The following is an 18,033-nucleotide window of genomic DNA, read 5'->3' as shown; positions in this document are numbered from 1 at the left end:
AAAAGATTGAACGTTGTGGTTATATACGTTGATCTACAGGGAAAAGTTGGGATTTCAGCCCCTGTCATTTAAACTTTTTTTACCAGTTTAAGATAGGCCGTGCGGGCAGGATTAAAAGGTTTGGCCTCAACCAGTTTCGTCGTATTATTGGTGATCTTCCAGGTATCATTGAGCCTTAGCAAAGGTTCTCCCGCACCGGGGAAATCAGAGGATATGGTCAGATCATTTACATTCCCTTCCCAGGTACCCTGTACCTGTTCCGCTGTTCCGGTTTTTATAGCAAATACTTTCCCGTCTTCCTTGAACTGAAATTCATAATCAACGAAATCTGCAGTAATGTCAACATTGTCGTCTGTGAAAACCTGCACGATCCACAGGCCGCTTGTCATGGCGTTTATGATGAATTTTTTCCCGAGGTCTTCCTTCACTTTTTTACACTGAAGTCCGCCCAATGAAAAAACCAGCAAAATCAGTAATCCGCAACAAACACGAAATTTTCTCATAAAACCTATTTAATCAAAGTGATATACCGCTTTATATTTATCAGTAAGATACTGGATAAAATACTTCAATTGCAACGGTTCACCGGTTATTTTATTGCATAATTCACTGCTGGTGTATGCTCTCCCGTATTGATATACATGTGTTTGCAGCCATTGATGGACATTCGAATAATCACCTTCAGCCACCTGATCTGATAAGCCGGGGTATGTATTTAGAATGCCGGCAAAAAACTGTGCTGCATAAAAACTTCCCAGGCTGTAAGTGGGAAAATAGCCAAAACTGCCATGGCTCCAGTGAATATCCTGCAGACAGCCGTTTTTATCATCGGGCACATCAACACCAAGCAGTTGTTTGTATGATCCGTTCCAGAACAGCGGAATGTCTTTTGTTGCCAGGCTACCTTCTATCAGCTTTTTCTCCAGCGTATAACGGATCATTACATGAAAATGATAGGTCAGTTCATCGGCTTCAGTGCGGATAAGTGAAGGCTTTACTTTATTTATGGCGGCAAATAATTGTTGGGGACCGGCCTGCTTCAGTTGTGGGAAGTATTGCCGGATAAGCGGGATATTATACTCTATAAAAGCCCTGCTCCTGCCAATGCAGTTTTCCCACAGGCGGCTTTGCGATTCATGTATGCCCAGCGAACAATATTCGCCGAGCGGCAATCCGTATTGTTCTGCCGGCAACCCCTGCTCATACAGGGCATGACCGCCTTCATGCAAACAGCTCCAGGTCATGGAAGTAAAATCATTTTCGTCAATCCGGGTGGTAACCCGTACATCCGTGGCATTAAAGCTGGTGGTAAAAGGATGTTCGGAAATATCCTGCCTGCCTGCTTCAAAATCATAGCCCATCCGCTTCAGCATCTCCAGCCCGAATTTCCATTGCGCATCTTTTTCAAAATGCTGGTGTAAAAAATCGTCGTCGGGCTGAGGCCGCTGCGTGATGGTTGAAAGCAATGCTTTTAAAGGCGGCTGCAGTTCATCAAACACCGTATCCAGCCAGGCCACCGTTGCACCCTTCTCAAATTCATTCAACAATGCATCATAAGGATGCTGCTTAAACCCCAATATATGTGCTTCTTCTTTTTTAAGGCTTACGAGGTCGCCGAGGCTTTTTTCAAAAACACGGAAATCATTTTGCTTCCGCGCTTCTATCCATGCGTGATAACTTCTTGTGGTTGATTCAGAAAGCTTCCGAACAAAGGCAGAGGTATATTTTTTATTCTTTTTATAGTCTTCAAGTGTTAACGCCACATTGCGTTGCTGTGCAAATGTAAGTTCACCTGCTGCCCACAGATCGTTTAGTAATGCCCCTAATTTTTCATCGGCAAATAGCTGGTGCGCTATTTCGCTGAGCGTAGCCATTTGTTGCCCGCGGAGTGTAGCCCCTTTGGCGGGCAGATACGTTTCCTGGTCCCATTGCAAAACCGCCAATGCATATTTTACATCGGCAATCTTACGCATTTGAGCAGTGTATTGCTCATATAGTTGTTGAGATGTCATACGATGGATCAGGTAAGCTAATGCTTTGCTTTTTTGTCTCTTTAATAAATATTTTTACTTTTTCTCTTGAAAGAAAAAGTAACAAAAAGTTCAAGCACGGATGAGGATACAACACATCCGTGCACACGCCTTGATTTAGCTACAGCACTACTGTATTTTCAGCTATTATCCCTGATAAATATGCAATGAGTCTGTACCACTGTTACTTTATCATATTCTGTAGCTTCCAACTAATATTACTTAATACAAAAATTGAAGGTACTTATCACTGTGATTGATTGCATAATTCTTTTTTTACACCACATTAACCGCGGTCTGACGCTCCTTCTTCGCGTACCGGCCGCCTCATTTTCACATTCTTAAAACCTGTTAGGACAGCTCAACATCGCAACGGTCCTGCGGTACTGACAGGTTGCGTTTACTTTACCACAAAGGTCTCCCATCCGTCGTATTTTCCAAAATAACGCATAGCCGTCTCCCACAGGTATATGCTTACCTTATCTATGCTGTTATAATCCACCTTGTCCGTTCTTGAAATATGCAAACTGTAAGGACGATCTTTCACCCCCATTTCCTTACCTGCATTTTCTACAACAAAACCACTGTCCTGCACAACCCTTGCAAACTTTTTCCTGCCCGACTCCGTTTTAAAAAAAACATAGTGCTCTACTTTGCGGGGGGCGGTCAGCGCATCGCCTCTTTGCCGCAGGTCGTCTACCACACGCCTGTTCTGCATATGCTCCATTTCTTTTTGGGTGGGATACAATACATTAAGATAATTGCCCAGTTCAGCATCACGGCTTGCGGAAACGGTCCAGGTATAAGAAGAGAAGTTTTGTAAAACGGTTTTTATATGCTGCTTATAATGAGAAGTGTCATTGCTGTAAAAATAAAAATCCCTCTTCCCATTCTGCGTATAACGACCGGTATAGACCGCATTCAAAACAGTTTTTAAATGGTTCGCCAGCCCGTTCTCTATGCTGTCTAATGTTCTTATTTCACTTCGCACAGGCATACCGTCGGTCTGTACATCATTGATATTCAGCCGTACAATAATTACATTCCGCTTTTCCTTTGCTTCAGGGGATGTGCCGAAATCGAGATCAACCACAACCGACACGGGTTTATGATCGATATGCACCACATAGGCGTCCCAGTTTCCCTTATGCTCCTGGGCATTCGCCCGCACCAGCAGTATGCCGGCCAATAAAAGGAGACACAATTTTTGTATGACGGTGCCTGTGAACACGAAAAATGATTTCGCAGCAAAGTAATGGCTATTTTTATATTACTTTTTGAAGAGTTATGAAAATTAAGGACATCATTAACGTTTTGGAAAATACAGCTTCTCCATCCCTGCAGGAACCTTATGACAATGCCGGCTTACTTACAGGCAATGAACAGCAGGAATGTACAGGCGTGCTTTGTTCGCTCGACGCAACAGAAGCCGTTGTTGATGAAGCGATCAGCCGCAGGTGCAACCTTGTTGTAGCGCATCATCCGGTTATTTTTAAAGGATTGAAACGCATTACAGGCAAAAGCTACGTGGAACGTACCATCATAAAAGCCATCAAACATGATATAGCGGTTTATGCCATGCACACCAATCTCGACAATATCATTACCGGCGTAAACGGGAGAATGGCGGACCGGCTGGGGCTGATCAACCGGTCGGTATTGCTGCCCAAAGCGGGAGTGCTTAAGAAGCTTTACAGCTTTGTGCCAGTTGAGCATGCACAAAACCTGAGAGCAGCTTTATTTAATGCGGGGGGCGGGCATATCGGCAATTACAGTCAGTGCAGCTTCAATACGCAGGGTTGGGGAACTTTTAAAGGAGAAGAAGGCACACATCCTTTTACCGGTAGTGCGGGTGAACTTCATTATGAAAAAGAAGTAAAGGTTGAGGTGATATTTCCTGCATGGCTGGAACAAAGGCTTGTACAGGCGCTTATAGCCGCCCATCCTTATGAGGAGCCAGCCTATGACGTGATCGGGCTTGAAAATACACATCGGTATACCGGATCGGGTGTTACGGGTTCCCTGCCTGAGGCTATGGAAGAAAAGACTTTTTTGGCTTTTTTAAAAGATCGCTTTCAGCTTCAGGTTATCCGCCATACTCAACTCACAGGCAGGGCCATACAACAGGTAGCCCTTTGTGGAGGCGCAGGTAGCTTCCTGGTTTCCAAAGCATTATATTCAGATGCCGATATTTTCATTAGCGCCGATATTAAATACCATGAATTTTTTGACGCTGATAACCGGATGATAATAGCCGATATTGGGCATTTTGAGAGCGAGCAATACACAGTTGACTTATTGCATGATATTTTGCTGGAAAAATTTCCTACCTTTGCCGTCCTAAAAACAGCGGTAAATACCAACCCGGTCTTTTATTACGCTTAATTCATAAATCGTATAGATCATATGGCCAACGTAAAAGAATTCTCCGTGGAAGAAAAGCTTTCTTCACTTGTTTCTTTGCAAAAAATAGATTCCAAATTAGATGAGATTAAAATACTGAAAGGAGAACTTCCTATGGAAGTACACGACCTTGAAGATGAAATACACGGGCTTCATGCCAGGCAAACCCGTGTAGAAGAAGAGATCAATGGTATCCAGGAATTTATTGAGCAAAAGAAGAACATCATCAAAGATGCCCAGGCGCTGGTGAAGAAATATGAGAAGCAAAGTGAAAATGTAAAGAACAACCGGGAATTTGAGGCCATCACCAAAGAAATGGAACTGCAGAGCCTCGAGATAAAACTGGCGGAAAAGCACATAAAAGATGCAAATGAAGAAATCGGCGATAAGGCCCGCCTTTTGGAAAACGCCAAAAAAGCGGTGGCTGCCAAAGAAGGTGTTCTAAAACATAAAAAAGGAGAGCTTGAAAAAATAATAGGCGATACAGAAAAAGAGGAGAACGAGTTTCATAAAATATCTTCCGAAGCCCGCGAAAAGGTTGAGCCCCGCCTGCTGGCATCTTATGAAAGGATCCGCAACAGTTACCGCAACGGCCTGGCTATTGTGCCTGTGCAGAGAGATGCATGCGGCGGTTGCTTCAATGCCATTCCGCCACAACGCCAGAGCGAAATACGCCAGCACAAAAAGATCATCGTGTGCGAGAACTGTGGCCGCATTCTCATTGACGAAGAGCTTTACCACAGCACTGAAGTACAGTAAAATAAGGAGCGCCTTTGGGTGGATTGTCAGCTATGAGCTGCCAGCTTTCAGGCGGGCAAACTACTAATGACAGGCTGAATATTCTTTCCCATGCGGTGCTGACCCTCCTTTCGTCGGGTGCCGACCGCATTTTCGGATTTTGGTACTTAAACGTCATTACGAGACCTTAAACTGATCTGAGTACTGCGTAATATTTTAAGAGGTGGAAGTAATCTCCTAATGGAGAGGCGGATCATATTATTTATCGGCGTATCCGGCTTCGGATTTAGAGCTTATGGCTTCGGATTTAGAGCTTATGGCTTCGGCTTTTATTTGGTATTTGCTATTTGTCTCCTGGTGCTTTGCGCTCCGTTGCGGTGCTGACCCTCCTTGCGTCGGGTGCCGGCCGCATTTTCGGATTTTGGTACTTAAACGTCATTACGAGACCTTAAACTGATCTGAGTACTGCGTAATATTTTAAAAGGTGGAAGTAATCTCCTGATGGAGAGGCGGATCATATTATTTATCGGCGTATCCGGCTTCGGATTTAGAGCTTACGGCTTCGGATTTTATTTGATATTTGCTATTTGTCTCCTGTGCTTTGCGTCCGGTTGCGGTGCTGACCCTCCTTACGTGGGGTGCCGGCCGCATCCCCAGATTTAATATTTCCTATTTCAATCCCAGCACTTCAAGCCCCTGTTCAAAAACAATATCCACGGGTATTCCTTTTTGCTGTAATGCATCAAGGTCTGCCTGCAGCCCAGCCTTAATAACGCTTTTCTCTTTTTGCAGCGCTTCCACACCTGCTTTATCGCCATTGCCCTGTAAAGTGAGGATCAGTGCTCCAAGGTCATTCATCGCCGTGCGGAACTTTTCATAATTTACTTTATACCGTCCCTCATTTGTTTTTTCAAAGGCCCCTTTTTCCTGGAAGAAATTAAAGTTGAGCATATTGGCCTTACCGTGGGCACTGGCGGCGCCAAAACGCACAGAACGCAGGATACCTGCCATATATGTGGTATAGTACCCTTCAATATCACCCTCCAGCTCCCCTTTTTGTACCAGCTTCGTTACCATATATAAGCCCAGGATATCTGCCTTGGCTTCCTCAATCCATGACTGCTGTTCCTGCAAAGCTGCCCTTACAGTTCCTTTACCATTTACAGTTGTTTTAATACCCAGCCCATGCGCTACTTCATGAAACATCACATTGGAGAAAAAAGCATCGAATGTGATTTTAGGCAATTGTGAAGCGTCAATAAGCTCACCTGCAACGGGCATCAGTATCCTGTCGAATTTGGCCCGCATGGCATTTTTAAGTTGCGAACGGCGGGTACCCTTTGTTTTTTGTATGGTTTCATCGTTGGGCAAATTAACGGCAATGGTCTTGGAACCCGCATTGCAATCGCCTGCATAGTAAATAACATCATAAGCATTCAGCTCCGATTCGGTGCCCGGCCTTTCTGACCTGTATTTTCTTTCCACCGGAAGTTCGTCCTGCAACTCAGGCAACATGGCAACATATTTGGCAAGGCGCCTGCTCCAGTCCTTATCCTTTACCAGTAGGTAGGCTTCAAAAGATGCACGGTAATTGAACAGTTTATCTTCATAATTTTCAATAGGACCTACAATAAAATCAATACCATTTGTCTTCATATCCATCCAGGCTATATCGCTGGCAGCATACTTACCGGTAATAAACGCTTCAGCCCTCAGTTGCAGATATTTTTTCAACCCCGCATCTTCCGCAAGCGCTGCCGCCTGTTTCAGCAATGAAGCTGCTTTTTCCAACTGTGTTTTATATTCCCGGTGATAAGGTACCGAATACAGCTTACCGGCAGCATCACGCTTAACAACAGAATACAATCCCTGCTTATCTTTTATATCGGCTTTTTCAAATTCATCTTTGGTCATATCTCCGGGATAAAAATTAGCACCCGGCGGCTTAACGCCTGCACCCGCAATAAAAGGCGTGTCGTTCTTCAGCCTGTCCCACGGTCCGTAATTGATGGCGATAAACTGCCGGGTCGACTCGTCGGCAGTAGCATTCAGCAAACTGTCTTTATTCCCGTAAGCCTGGATCCAGAACAGGTCGTCCATAACGCGGGCAGCTTCAATGAGCAGGGGCAGCATCTGTTTTTCTTTTTGGGTAAGCTGATTCAGATCGGTTGTTAATTTTACCTTTTCATAGGAGGCCAACCTCTGCTGTATATAAGTCATGGATGAATCTCTTGTTTGCTCATTTGTTGCAGTTGTGCTATTGCTGCCATTGCAGGATAGTAATATGCCTGCGGCGATGCTTAATGCGAAAAAGGCGTATGGTTTCATAGTGATTTTATTTTAGAAAGCCAAATGTAGGGATTAAGGAAGAACGCAAAGCGCCAAATCGCAAAAAACAAATAACAAACCTTTCTGCCGGTGCGGATAAATTGCAAAATCCAAAGCGAAATGAAATCTCAAATCTTAAATCTCAAATCTTAACTACATTTGCACAAACAACCATCATGGCAGATCAGCAACCCAATCAGCTTAACATAGAAATTTCTGAAGAGATCGCGGAAGGCATTTATGCCAATCTTGCTATAATTACGCACAGCCATGCCGAATTTGTGGTGGATTTCGTGAATGTAATGCCCGGCACCCCCAAAAGTAAAGTAAAGTCAAGGATCATTCTTACGCCCCAGCATGCCAAACGTTTTATGAAAGCTCTTGTGGATAATGTAAAGCGTTTTGAAGCAGCCAACGGACCCATACAGGATATCGAAGAAATACAGATACCCATGAATTTCGGAGGACCCACTGCGCAGGCGTAAACAGAGGATAGCAGGCAGTAAGTAGTGAGGGGAACAGTAAAGAATGAATGGAAGTAATGCCTCACGTTTGTCGTTTCATGACGTGAAGAGTGAAAGGTGAAGAAGTGCGAGGTGAGGAAAGCTGGCTGCTGATAGCTAATTGCCGATCCCTATACCCTGTACCTCATACCTCATACCTCTATGCTAAAAATTTCTCTCCATAACCTAAAATTTCACGGCTTTCATGGTTTATACAAAGAAGAAAGGTCTACGGGCAATGACTTTGAAGTAACCATGGATGTATATTTTAATGAAACGGTGGAAATGATCACCCGTTTGCAGGATACCGTAAATTACGCTGTATTGTACCAGTTGGTAAAAGACAGGATGGCTATTCCCGAACCCCTGCTGGAAACCATAGCAATGGATATTGCACAACAGGTTAAAAAGCAATTTCCCTTAGTATATGAAATTAACGTTTCTGTAAGCAAAATTAACCCACCCCTGCTTAATTTTCAGGGTGAAACCAGCGTTACCTATAATAAACAGTATCCGGGTTAGTATTACTATCACTCATCATTCAAAACCAGTATTCGATCATGAAATATGGCATTTTATCTGTAATAGCATTGTTGTTTGCCTGTATGGTATATACGCAGGATATGGAACCTGTTTTAGCGGAGGCGGCAAAGCTCGAAAAAAATTTAAAGGAAACAGAAGCGCTGGATACATATATCTCTGTATTGAAGATCCAGCCTTCCAATGTTAAAGCATTATGCAGGGCGGCTGAACTTACAGGGAGGATCGGCAGCAGGTTTAAAGATGATAATAAGAAAACGGAATACTTTACTACAGCAAAATCTTATGCTGAAGCAGCGTTAAACCAAAAGCAGGACTACGCAGACGCCAATTACACAATGGCTTATGCCGCTATGAAAATGGCTACCGTAACCAAAGGTAAAGAAAGGGCTGCCTGTTTGAGAGATATGAAGTATTATGCTGATTCTGCTTTGCTGTTCAATCCCAACCATGCCGGGGCGTTGTATATAACAGGCAAATGGAATATTGAAATTTACGACCTCAACGTAGCCGAAAAAGCCGCTGTTAAAGTACTGTTCGGAGGAATGCCAAAAGCTTCGCTTGAGGCTGCTATACTGAATTTTGAGAAGGCCCGGACCGCCAATCCGTGGATGCTGGTCAACTACCTCGACCTGGCCAATACTTATGTAAAAAATCACAGCACCGGCAAGGCAATAGATGTGCTCAAAAAAATGGTAAAAATGCCACCCCGAACCGGTGATGATGAATCGCTGAAGGCAGAAGGCAGAACACTGCTGGCTTCCCTGCAATAACATACCATTTGTAAAATAAGCAGATTCAGGTTGACCGTTTTACCTATTTTCAGCCATACAATTTAAATAAGCAGCACCGGGAATATGCCGTTATACCGGCAACACCAGCTGCACAAAAAAGACAGACAATGAAGAAAAGTTTACTGATCTTAATTACAGCTTTCACCTCTATGGAACTGATGGCGCAGGTACAGCCTGCAACAGGTTCAGGTTTTGATTACCATGCATTGTTCTCTCCGCTCTTTTATACTTATAACGGCAATGAATACCGCGCAGCAAACGGTGAACCCGGGCCTGCCTACTGGCAAAACAAAGCCAGCTACCGGATTGATGCCGTGCTGAACGACAGCAAAAATGAAGTAACGGCAACGGTTACCCTCGATTATACAAACAACAGCCCGCAAGAGCTTCCCTACCTATGGCTGCAACTGGATCAAAATTTATTTAATGATACCTCAAGGGGCCATGCCAAAATACCGGCAACCGGGCACAGCCGGTATGGAGACGCCAACAGCGAATTTAAAGGCGGGTTCCGGCTTCAGTCTGTTAAACTGGTTAACGGGCAAACACAAACCAACGCCAGTTACATAATAACAGATACACGTATGCAGGTGCGGCTTGATAAGCCACTCGTGCCAAAAGGCGGTGAACTGAAACTTAAAATAGCCTATAGTTATACCATACCACAATACGGCGCCGACAGAACAGGCATTTTAAATACCGCTAACGGAGATATTTTTTCTGTAGCGCAATGGTATCCCCGCATGTGCGTATTTGACGATATAAGGGGATGGAACACTGATCCGTACCTGGGAGCCGGTGAGTTCTATTTAGAATACGGCGACTTTGATGTGAACATTACCGCTCCATCGGGCATGATCGTGGTGGGCTCAGGAGAGTTACAAAATCCAGAAGAAGTACTAACAGCACAACAACTGCAGCGGTATAACCGGGCCAAAGAAAGTGACAAAACGGTTATCATTCGCGGAAAAGATGAAGTAACCAAAGCAAAAACGCAGCCGGGAAAACAAACCCTTACCTGGAATTTTAAGATCGCTAATGCACGCGATTTTGCATGGGCAGCATCCAGGTCATTCATCTGGGATGCGGCAAGGATCAATCTTCCCGAAGGCAAAAAAGGACTGGCAATGTCGGTGTATCCGGTTGAATCTGATGGCAAGGGTGCCTGGGGCCGGTCTACTGAATATACCAGGGCTTCCATAGAAAATTATTCGAAGCGCTGGCTTGCTTATCCTTATTACTCGGCCGTAAACGTGGCCAGCAATGTAGGTGGAATGGAATACCCCGGCATTGTGTTTTGCGGGGCAAGGGCCACCGGTTCGGGATTGTGGGGCGTAACCGATCATGAGTTCGGGCATACATGGTTCCCGATGATCGTTGGCAGCAATGAAAGAAGGTACGGCTGGATGGATGAAGGTTTCAACACTTTTATTAACGGTATTTCCACAGCCGACTTCAATAACGGCGAATATAAACAACGGAAAAGAGACCCCCACGGGATCGGCTACATGTTTGGACCGCAGTCGGAGCCGGTATACAACACTCCGGACGCAATGAAAGAAAGAAACATCGGCAACCTGCTGTACTACAAACCCGGCTACGCGCTGGAACTGTTGCGTGACCAGATCTTAGGGCACGACAGGTTTGATTATGCCTTTAAAAAATACATCAGAGACTGGGCTTATAAGCATCCTACGCCCTGGGATTTTTTCCGCAGCATGGAAAACAGCGCCGGTGAAGACTTAGCATGGTTCTGGAAAGGTATGATCCTGAACAACTATGCATTAGACCAGGCGGTGACGAACGTGGAATACGTAAACGGTGACCCAAAGCAGGGAGCTTTGATAAGCATAGAAAATGCGGCACAAATGGCAATGCCTGTTGTTGTTGAATACACTACCGTAAGTGGAAAAACCGGGAGGAAAACACTTCCTGTTGAGATCTGGCAGAATAACAATTCATGGACGTTTAAAATAAATACGGGTGAAGTTTTAAATAAAGTAGTCATTGACCCCGATCATATATTTCCCGATGTTGATAATTCAAACAATACCTGGGCAAAATGACCGGTGTAATGTTTGGAATGAAGTCCGGTTTGTTTAAAACAAAACACATAGGCACAATAGAAAAGAAGAACACCACCGCTGAATCAGCCACTTGCCTGAAATGACATGCGGTCTGACGCTCCTTTGTCGCGTACCGACCGCATGTCGTTCCATCATGCTTTCATTTTGTATTCGGGGCAGTCTATGCGCAGATCCGTAACCTCCAGATTTTGGTTCAGCAACTTACAAAAATGCTTTTGCCCGTTGCCGGATGATTCATAATAGGCACAGTTCATGCACATCCGCTGTGGAGTAATGATACCGGCCCTGTTCAAATGCCGGATGATGTTGAGGAGGCTCAGCAGCAGGTTCTCTTTATCATCGGGATGCAACTTATCAACAGGAACATGAATTTCACGGGTAAAAAGAGAAGCTTTTTCTGCTATCTCCCGCCCCCTTTCCGTGAGATGCATAATATAGCTCCGGGTGTCGTTCGGCTCGTGTGCTTTTTTTATCAGCCCCTTTTGACCGAGCGCTTTTATGGTGTCGCTGATGGTGGCTTTGGTCATGTTGAACTCACCTGCCAGGTAGCTCACTTTTCGTTTTTCTTCGCTGTGATACAGCAAAAAGATCAATACCTGCACCTGTATGGGGCTTAATGCAAAATCTCTGCTTTCGTGCCACAGCAAAACACGAAAAGCCTGGGATATTTTTTCCAGGGCAGCCACTATCCTGCTTTCGGGGCTCTGGTTCTGGTGTTGCAGGTCAAAATCCGATTTCTCCATTAATTACAGTTTTCCATTTAATATATGTAATATCCCTTCTCACCCGGGCAGTTCCCTGCCCAGGCTTCGCCGTTTCTATACGACAAGACCTGCACTCACCAGAAAGCCGGCGGCTGGTTTTTCTGCTCTTTTGCTTCTATAAAGATAGGACTCCTAACTATACAAGACAAATTTTAGTTATTTTGTACGCGATAAGGCAGGGATAAGTTACCGCTGGCTACCGAATACACTTTATAAACTCCCAGCATTGGCATATCCGAACTGCCGTGGTTGCCACCTGAACCCGTGTTTACCTGCATATAGGCGGCAACACCGTCAAATGAAAAATTGGTCTTGTTGCTGATCCGGTAGTCAGGAACAATAACCCTGATGAGATTTCCTTTTGTAACTACCTGGTAGCCCGGCGAATCCATATACATGGGCATTCCCGGGTTGGTAGGCGGGAGCTTCACACCGGAGTCACCGGGGTTGAACTGCTTAACTGCCAGGCCGCCATCTACCCGCTTATCTTCTGTAAGCACCACCCAGTGGGGATGCCAGATAATACCGTCATTGTCATATTTCCCATCTGCGCTTTCATCCCAAAGCGGGGTATCATCAAAGTCGGGATGAGAGGTAAGTGCAAGCGCAACGATCCCTTCGGTATGGCTAAATCCCACATCCTCAGATTTTAACGTAGTAGGAAAAACGTAGCCAAGAACAGGAGCCCCGTTAAGCCGGCCTACCGGTGTGGGGGTTGTTTTCCCGGCACTGCCTTTTACCTTCATCTCCCACACGGTTGCACCAATTTCGATATTGTGTGCTACGCTTACATCTGTAATCTGAAAGTCACTGTTATCGTAGCTTCCGCATTTGTCGCAGGGAAATGCTTTGAACGCCACCAGTGAACCAAGTGCTGCAATGAATATTTGTTTCATCGTATAGATTTTTAAAATTAAATGGCCAGGGATTCCTGTTCCATGTGATCCCTGACCATCCGAAATAAATTTTACCCTTTAACTTCAGCCATAGAAGCGCCAAAGTTGATGTGAAGCACATTGCCGTTGGGAGTTACCAAAGCGGGCACAGATTTTACGCCCGACCTTTCCGCTTCTTCAATCCTGCTCCTGTTTTCTCCGATGTGGACCACCTCCACATTTTCCACTCCAATAAGATCAATAATGTCGTGTTCGGCACTTATGCAAACAGGGCATCCGGCATGATAAAAAATAGTTTTGCTCATTTTACTGTATTTAATTTTGTTGTCGGCAATATAGCCGGTTCAAAAATAGTTAGGAATCCTAACTATATCAAATTTAAACCGGATTTTTTTATTTTAATCTGTGTTCCTAAAGAATGCCGATGCACGGCAACCGGAGGCAGCGCTTACATTTTGCTGATTTCCTTTATCTGTGCCGCATAAAAAAATCCGCCATGCTCCTACACATGACGGATTTATATTTTGCCGGAACAAAGGTACAGCTACTCTGCTGCCGGCTTTTCGCCGGGGGCTGGAGCTTCGCCGCCCCCCTGTTCCATCTTTTTCTTCAGTTCTGCAAGAACGCCCAGGTCGCCCAGGGTAGTTTTTTCAACTTTACCCTGTATATCCTTTACGGCTTTTTTGGTTTTGGCAGCTTCTGCTTTCCGCTCTTTGTTTTCCGCTTCTCTTTCATCGGCCTTTGCCTGTTCCCAAATGCGGGTGTGGCTCAACACGATGCGTTTCTCATTCCTGTCGAATTCAATCACTACAAACTGGCTGGTTTCATCGGCGCCGACTGTTTTTCCATCTTCTTTCAGGAGATGGCGGTTGGGTGCAAATCCTTCCAATCCGTAAGGCAATTGAACAATAGCGCCCTTTTCATCCCTGCGTGTTACCGCACCTTCATGAACAGAACCTACTGCAAAAGTATCCTGCAAAGCATTCCATGGATCTTCTTCCAGTTGCTTATGTCCTAACTGCAGTTTACGATTGTCTTTATCAATACCAAGGATCACCACATCAATATCGGTTCCCACTTTGGTATATTCACTTGGGTGATTGAAACGTTTCAGCCAGCTCAGGTCGCTGATGTGGATCATGCCGCCAATGCCCGGCTCCAGTTCAACAAATACACCGTAGGGAGTGATATTTTTTACCAACCCTTTATGGCGGCTGTCAACCGGATACTTGGTCTCAATTTCATTCCAGGGATCAGGTGTAAGCTGCTTAATAGATAAACTCATCTTCCTTGAATCCTTGTCAAGTGTTACGATCTTGGCTTCATGCTCATCTCCTAACTTAAAGAATTCCTTGGCATTGATAGGCGTATTGGCCCAGGTTATTTCACTTACATGCACCAAACCTTCCACACCGGGTAATATTTCAAGAAAAGCGCCGTAATCTTCAATATTCACCACCTTGCCTTTCACCACTTTGCCTTCTGCCACCGGTTCAGGCAGCGTATCCCACGGATGTGGTGTAAGCTGCTTCAACCCCAGGCTGATGCGCTTTTTGTCATCGTCAAAATCCAGAACCACCACATTCAGCTTCTGATCCATCTTCAGTACTTCGCTCGGATGGCTGATGCGTCCCCAACTGATGTCGGTTATATACAGTAACCCATCCAGCCCGCCAAGGTCGAGGAATGCACCGAAGTCTGTGATGTTTTTAATGGTTCCTTCCAGCACCTGGCCTTTTTCCAGCTTGCTGATAATTTCCGCACGCTGTGCTTCAATATCGCTCTCAATAAGTGCCTTATGGGATACTACCGCATTTTTGATGGTTTCATTGATCTTAACCACCTTAAATTCCATGGTTTTACCAACAAACTGGTCGTAGTCTGTAACCGGCTTCACATCTATCTGCGAACCAGGCAGGAATGTTTCCATGCCAAATACATCTACGATCAAACCACCTTTTGTTTTACTGGTAACCACACCGGTTACCACCTCACCGGTTTTGTGTATTTCTACAATGCGCTCCCACGCGCGGGTGATACGGGCTTGCTTGCGGCTCAGGTGCAGATGACCATCCCGGTCTTCCTTTTCCACTACCATCACCTCAACGGTATCACCTACGTTTAACCCCGGTAAATCGCGGAATTCATTCAGAGAGACCAATCCGTCACTTTTAAAACCAATATTTATTACAACATCGGTTTTTGTAAGCCCTACCACAATACCTTCCACCATTTCATTATCTGTAATGGCCTTGAAAGTGCCTTCATAAACGGCATCATACTTTTCTTTTTCTTCTTTGGTATAAGAAGAAACATTCCGTTTGTCAATGCTCCAGTCAAAATCATCGTGCGCAGTTTCCGGCTCTTCAGCCACTGCCGCTACAGGTTCATTTGTTGTCGCTGCAGGCTCATGGGCAGCCTCCTGTACATCAGCGTTTGTGCCTTCCTGTCCGTCAGGCAGGTTAATAATTTGATTTTCTTCTGACATGATATAAACCCAACGGTTTTAAATTGGGAGTGCAAAGGTACTACATACAACCGCAACAGGCAAGGATTATGGATATTTTTTTATACGGTAAATCATAACTAAACCGCTATTAATCAAATAATTATGATTTGCAGATAAAATATTTTTTTTAGAGAAAGTCTAAATTTGCATTACCTTTTGGCCGCAAAAAAATTTAATTAAACATTGCGGCAAATAAAGATGTGGTATAGGATTTGATGAAAAGGCAGCTTAATAATTTTTCAAACATCGTTCGTATCCCAACACATTAAAGTTTAAGTATGATCACCCAACATCTCATTCCTCTTTTTCAAAAAGATCTTGACAAACTGAAAGAAGAAATCAGCCTTTATCCTAAAGACGAACAACTGTGGCAAATAAAAGAAGGCATTAACAATAGCGGGGGAAATCTCTGCCTGCATCTCACCGGCAACCTGCAGCATTTTATCGGGGCGGTATTGGGCGACTCAGGCTACATGCGGAACAGGGATGCGGAATTCAGGGTAAAAAATATACCGCGGAGCAAGCTGCTGGAAGATATTGACGTTACACGCTCTGTTGTTACAGATGCCCTGGAGCAACTTTCCAAAAACGATTTACAAAAAGATTATATACTGCCGGTCCTTGATGAAAAAACAAATACCACTTATTTTCTTATATACCTGCTCTCTCATTTAAATTATCATATCGGGCAAATCAATTATCACCGCCGGATCATTGCCGGAACTTCAAAAACAGAAGATCAGGGAGAATAAATTACCTGAAAACAAGGCTGTTTGGAAACAGGGCTGTTTGGGGCGTCCTCGCCCCGAACGGTTTATTATCACTTCCGGCGATTACCGGGATATTGCTATCCGTTTCCCAACCGGCGAAGCGCTATGTAGGCCATAAGCCCCGTACTGATCTCCAGCGCTTCTTCATCAATATCAAACGTTGGCGTATGGAGCGATGAAACAATATGCCGGTCTGCATTTGCCGTGCCCAGAAAATAGAAACAGCTATCCGTGACCTGTGAATAAAAGGCAAAATCTTCAGAAGCCGTCCATATGCCGGGATCAATGATATTTTCCTTACCCACGTATTCTTCCGCAAAAGCACCTGCCTGCCCCGTAAGGTCTTCTTCATTGATCAGGCACGGGTACCCGCGGTTAATGATAAAATCGCAACTGCCTCCCATGCTCTCTGCAATACCCGCTGCCATTTTTTTTATCTGCACATGCGCTTCATTGCGCCAGTCTTCATTTAATGTACGAAATGTGCCTTCCATGTATACCGTATCCGGAATTACATTAACTGCACCATCGGCTGCCAGCTTTCCAAAAGACAACACGGTTGGATTGGCAGGATTGGCCATGCGGCTCACAATTTGCTGCAATGCAACAATAATGTGAGAAGCGATCAAAACGGGGTCAACATTCTGATGGGGCTGGGCACCATGACCACCTCTTCCCCTCACCGTAACCAGCAACTCATCCATAGATGCCATGAGCTTTCCTTTTCTTATTCCTATTTTACCACATTCAATGGAAGGCATAACATGTTGCCCGATCACAAATTGAGGCGCGGGATCTTTCAAAACACCTTCTTTGATCATGAGACTGGCGCCGCCGGGAAGCTTTTCTTCCGCCGGTTGAAAAATAAGCTTTACGGTTCCGCCGAACTTGTTTTTAAGCGTTTGCAATATGTATGCGGTGCCCAAAAGAGATGAAGTGTGTGCATCGTGACCGCAGGCATGCATTATGCCTTTATGTTGCGAAACGTAATCTGTTTGGTTGGCTTCAGTAATGGGCAAAGCGTCCATATCTGCACGTAAGGCTATAGCTTTACCGGGAAACAATGTTCCTTCTATAACCGCTACCACACCCGTATTGGCAATGGCATGCCAGGTAATGCCCATTTCATCGAGCCGTGCTTTTACAAATGCCGAGGTATTGTATTCTTCAAAAGACAATTCGGGATGCGCATGCAAATGCCTGCGGTTACTGATCACCGTTTGATGAATGTTTTTGGACAGTTGCTTTATCTCTTCTTTTAACATACATTCCGGGCGCTTTGCTTTTCAATAAACGCGATCATTTTACTTCGGCGGGATCAAACAACAGCGGAAAGAACTGACCTTCCATTTTGTGCCCCTGCGGTACAACGGGCACTCCCTGCAGCAACTCTTCATCGGTATTGGAAATGGTGCCTTCCTTAAATACATTGAGCACAAAGGCCCTCCGTGAACGGTTAGAACGGTTTTCATGCGACCCGTGTACCATCAGCGGGTGATGGAATGTGGCATAACCGGCTTTCAGTTCAACAGGCACGGGTTTAAAAGCAGCTTTTTGCTCTTCCGTTAAAAATTGCTTTAATCCATCCATCTCTCCTGCCAGTTCGGGTTTCTTTAACAATCCCCACTTATGGCTGCCCGGTATATAATATAAGCAGCCGTTCTCGGTAGT

Annotated in this window: 17 protein-coding genes; 7 read left to right on the top strand and 10 right to left on the bottom strand. The window is 44.8% G+C overall.

The window, feature by feature from the left end; all coding sequences use genetic code 11:
- Positions 1-68: 68 nt before the first annotated feature.
- The 3 genes from PLH26_RS07440 to PLH26_RS07430 all read right to left on the bottom strand — a co-directional run bounded on the left by PLH26_RS07440 (position 69) and on the right by PLH26_RS07430 (position 3,261).
- A complete protein-coding gene (locus PLH26_RS07440) occupies positions 69-503 on the bottom strand; it encodes a hypothetical protein (RefSeq protein WP_324585376.1) in 435 nt (144 codons plus the stop codon).
- A 9-nt stretch (positions 504-512) separates the two neighbouring features.
- On the bottom strand, positions 513-1,973 hold the full coding sequence (locus tag PLH26_RS07435) for a carboxypeptidase M32 (protein ID WP_324585375.1): 1,461 nt from the start codon (positions 1,971-1,973) through the stop codon (positions 513-515).
- Between the two features lie 457 nt (positions 1,974-2,430).
- Complete coding sequence (locus tag PLH26_RS07430; protein ID WP_324585374.1) at positions 2,431-3,261, bottom strand: DUF695 domain-containing protein; 831 nt, start codon at positions 3,259-3,261, stop codon at positions 2,431-2,433.
- 56 nt (positions 3,262-3,317) lie between these two features.
- Here PLH26_RS07430 and PLH26_RS07425 point away from each other — a divergent pair, with 56 nt between their 5' ends.
- Both PLH26_RS07425 and PLH26_RS07420 read left to right on the top strand, forming a co-directional pair.
- Positions 3,318-4,415, top strand: coding sequence for a Nif3-like dinuclear metal center hexameric protein (locus PLH26_RS07425; RefSeq protein ID WP_324585373.1), 1,098 nt, complete (start codon positions 3,318-3,320; stop codon positions 4,413-4,415).
- A gap of 21 nt (positions 4,416-4,436) precedes the next feature.
- Positions 4,437-5,192 carry a zinc ribbon domain-containing protein gene (locus tag PLH26_RS07420; protein ID WP_324585372.1) on the top strand — a complete coding sequence of 252 codons (756 nt, stop codon included), beginning with the start codon at positions 4,437-4,439 and terminating at the stop codon, positions 5,190-5,192.
- 648 nt (positions 5,193-5,840) lie between these two features.
- Here the strand turns inward: PLH26_RS07420 and PLH26_RS07415 are convergent.
- Positions 5,841-7,499 (bottom strand): DUF8614 domain-containing protein, encoded by a 1,659-nt coding sequence (locus PLH26_RS07415; RefSeq protein WP_324585371.1) that lies wholly within the window; start codon positions 7,497-7,499, stop codon positions 5,841-5,843.
- 176 nt (positions 7,500-7,675) lie between these two features.
- On the opposite strand from PLH26_RS07415, the gene PLH26_RS07410 reads away from it, so the two are divergent.
- From PLH26_RS07410 to PLH26_RS07395, 4 genes are all read left to right on the top strand, one after another.
- Positions 7,676-7,984, top strand: a complete 309-nt coding sequence (locus tag PLH26_RS07410) for a DUF3467 domain-containing protein (RefSeq protein WP_324585370.1) — start codon at positions 7,676-7,678, stop codon at positions 7,982-7,984.
- Positions 7,985-8,164: 180 nt separating this feature from the next.
- Positions 8,165-8,524 carry a dihydroneopterin aldolase gene (gene folB / locus PLH26_RS07405; RefSeq protein WP_324585369.1) on the top strand — a complete coding sequence of 120 codons (360 nt, stop codon included), beginning with the start codon at positions 8,165-8,167 and terminating at the stop codon, positions 8,522-8,524.
- A gap of 38 nt (positions 8,525-8,562) precedes the next feature.
- A complete protein-coding gene (locus PLH26_RS07400; protein ID WP_324585368.1) occupies positions 8,563-9,315 on the top strand; it encodes a tetratricopeptide repeat protein in 753 nt (250 codons plus the stop codon).
- A 128-nt stretch (positions 9,316-9,443) separates the two neighbouring features.
- Entirely contained in the window at positions 9,444-11,402 is a 1,959-nt protein-coding gene (locus PLH26_RS07395; protein WP_324585367.1) for a M1 family metallopeptidase, read from the top strand.
- A 152-nt stretch (positions 11,403-11,554) separates the two neighbouring features.
- Here the strand turns inward: PLH26_RS07395 and PLH26_RS07390 are convergent, their stop codons facing one another.
- From PLH26_RS07390 to rpsA, 4 genes are all read right to left on the bottom strand, one after another.
- Positions 11,555-12,166: a MarR family winged helix-turn-helix transcriptional regulator gene (locus tag PLH26_RS07390; RefSeq protein ID WP_324585366.1), complete on the bottom strand. Its 612-nt coding sequence runs from the start codon at positions 12,164-12,166 to the stop codon at positions 11,555-11,557.
- A gap of 173 nt (positions 12,167-12,339) precedes the next feature.
- Positions 12,340-13,083 carry a hypothetical protein gene (locus tag PLH26_RS07385; RefSeq protein WP_324585365.1) on the bottom strand — a complete coding sequence of 248 codons (744 nt, stop codon included), beginning with the start codon at positions 13,081-13,083 and terminating at the stop codon, positions 12,340-12,342.
- 71 nt (positions 13,084-13,154) lie between these two features.
- The gene (locus tag PLH26_RS07380; protein WP_324585364.1) at positions 13,155-13,388 is read right to left on the bottom strand and encodes a thioredoxin family protein; all 234 of its coding nucleotides are present in this window, start codon (positions 13,386-13,388) and stop codon (positions 13,155-13,157) included.
- A 239-nt stretch (positions 13,389-13,627) separates the two neighbouring features.
- Positions 13,628-15,571: a 30S ribosomal protein S1 gene (rpsA, locus tag PLH26_RS07375; protein WP_324585363.1), complete on the bottom strand. Its 1,944-nt coding sequence runs from the start codon at positions 15,569-15,571 to the stop codon at positions 13,628-13,630.
- Positions 15,572-15,870: 299 nt separating this feature from the next.
- On the opposite strand from rpsA, the gene PLH26_RS07370 reads away from it, so the two are divergent.
- Positions 15,871-16,344, top strand: a complete 474-nt coding sequence (locus PLH26_RS07370; protein WP_324585362.1) for a DUF1572 family protein — start codon at positions 15,871-15,873, stop codon at positions 16,342-16,344.
- Between the two features lie 95 nt (positions 16,345-16,439).
- On the opposite strand, the gene PLH26_RS07365 is transcribed toward PLH26_RS07370, so the two are convergent.
- Positions 16,440-17,627 carry a M20 metallopeptidase family protein gene (locus PLH26_RS07365; protein ID WP_324585361.1) on the bottom strand — a complete coding sequence of 396 codons (1,188 nt, stop codon included), beginning with the start codon at positions 17,625-17,627 and terminating at the stop codon, positions 16,440-16,442.
- Positions 17,628-17,661: 34 nt separating this feature from the next.
- Positions 17,662-18,033 (bottom strand): phytanoyl-CoA dioxygenase family protein (locus PLH26_RS07360; RefSeq protein ID WP_324585360.1); only part of this gene is annotated, 372 nt, incomplete at its 5' end.

Source organism: Agriterribacter sp. (genome assembly GCF_035444585.1).
Classification (GTDB): Bacteria; Bacteroidota; Bacteroidia; order Chitinophagales; family Chitinophagaceae; genus Agriterribacter.
Note: the sequence above shows the minus strand (reverse complement) of the source record. Positions and strands in the feature narration are given on the sequence as shown.

Coding starts and splice junctions, on each gene's coding strand:
- PLH26_RS07440 (WP_324585376.1), bottom strand. CDS start 503: ATGAGAAAATTTCGTGTTTGTTGCGGATTACTGATTTTGCTGGTTTTT.
- PLH26_RS07435 (WP_324585375.1), bottom strand. CDS start 1,973: ATGCGTAAGATTGCCGATGTAAAATATGCATTGGCGGTTTTGCAATGG.
- PLH26_RS07425 (WP_324585373.1), top strand. CDS start 3,318: ATGAAAATTAAGGACATCATTAACGTTTTGGAAAATACAGCTTCTCCA.
- PLH26_RS07420 (WP_324585372.1), top strand. CDS start 4,437: ATGGCCAACGTAAAAGAATTCTCCGTGGAAGAAAAGCTTTCTTCACTT.
- PLH26_RS07415 (WP_324585371.1), bottom strand. CDS start 7,499: ATGAAACCATACGCCTTTTTCGCATTAAGCATCGCCGCAGGCATATTA.
- PLH26_RS07410 (WP_324585370.1), top strand. CDS start 7,676: ATGGCAGATCAGCAACCCAATCAGCTTAACATAGAAATTTCTGAAGAG.
- folB (WP_324585369.1), top strand. CDS start 8,165: ATGCTAAAAATTTCTCTCCATAACCTAAAATTTCACGGCTTTCATGGT.
- PLH26_RS07400 (WP_324585368.1), top strand. CDS start 8,563: ATGAAATATGGCATTTTATCTGTAATAGCATTGTTGTTTGCCTGTATG.
- PLH26_RS07395 (WP_324585367.1), top strand. CDS start 9,444: ATGAAGAAAAGTTTACTGATCTTAATTACAGCTTTCACCTCTATGGAA.
- PLH26_RS07390 (WP_324585366.1), bottom strand. CDS start 12,166: ATGGAGAAATCGGATTTTGACCTGCAACACCAGAACCAGAGCCCCGAA.
- PLH26_RS07385 (WP_324585365.1), bottom strand. CDS start 13,083: ATGAAACAAATATTCATTGCAGCACTTGGTTCACTGGTGGCGTTCAAA.
- PLH26_RS07380 (WP_324585364.1), bottom strand. CDS start 13,388: ATGAGCAAAACTATTTTTTATCATGCCGGATGCCCTGTTTGCATAAGT.
- rpsA (WP_324585363.1), bottom strand. CDS start 15,571: ATGTCAGAAGAAAATCAAATTATTAACCTGCCTGACGGACAGGAAGGC.
- PLH26_RS07370 (WP_324585362.1), top strand. CDS start 15,871: ATGATCACCCAACATCTCATTCCTCTTTTTCAAAAAGATCTTGACAAA.
- PLH26_RS07365 (WP_324585361.1), bottom strand. CDS start 17,627: ATGTTAAAAGAAGAGATAAAGCAACTGTCCAAAAACATTCATCAAACG.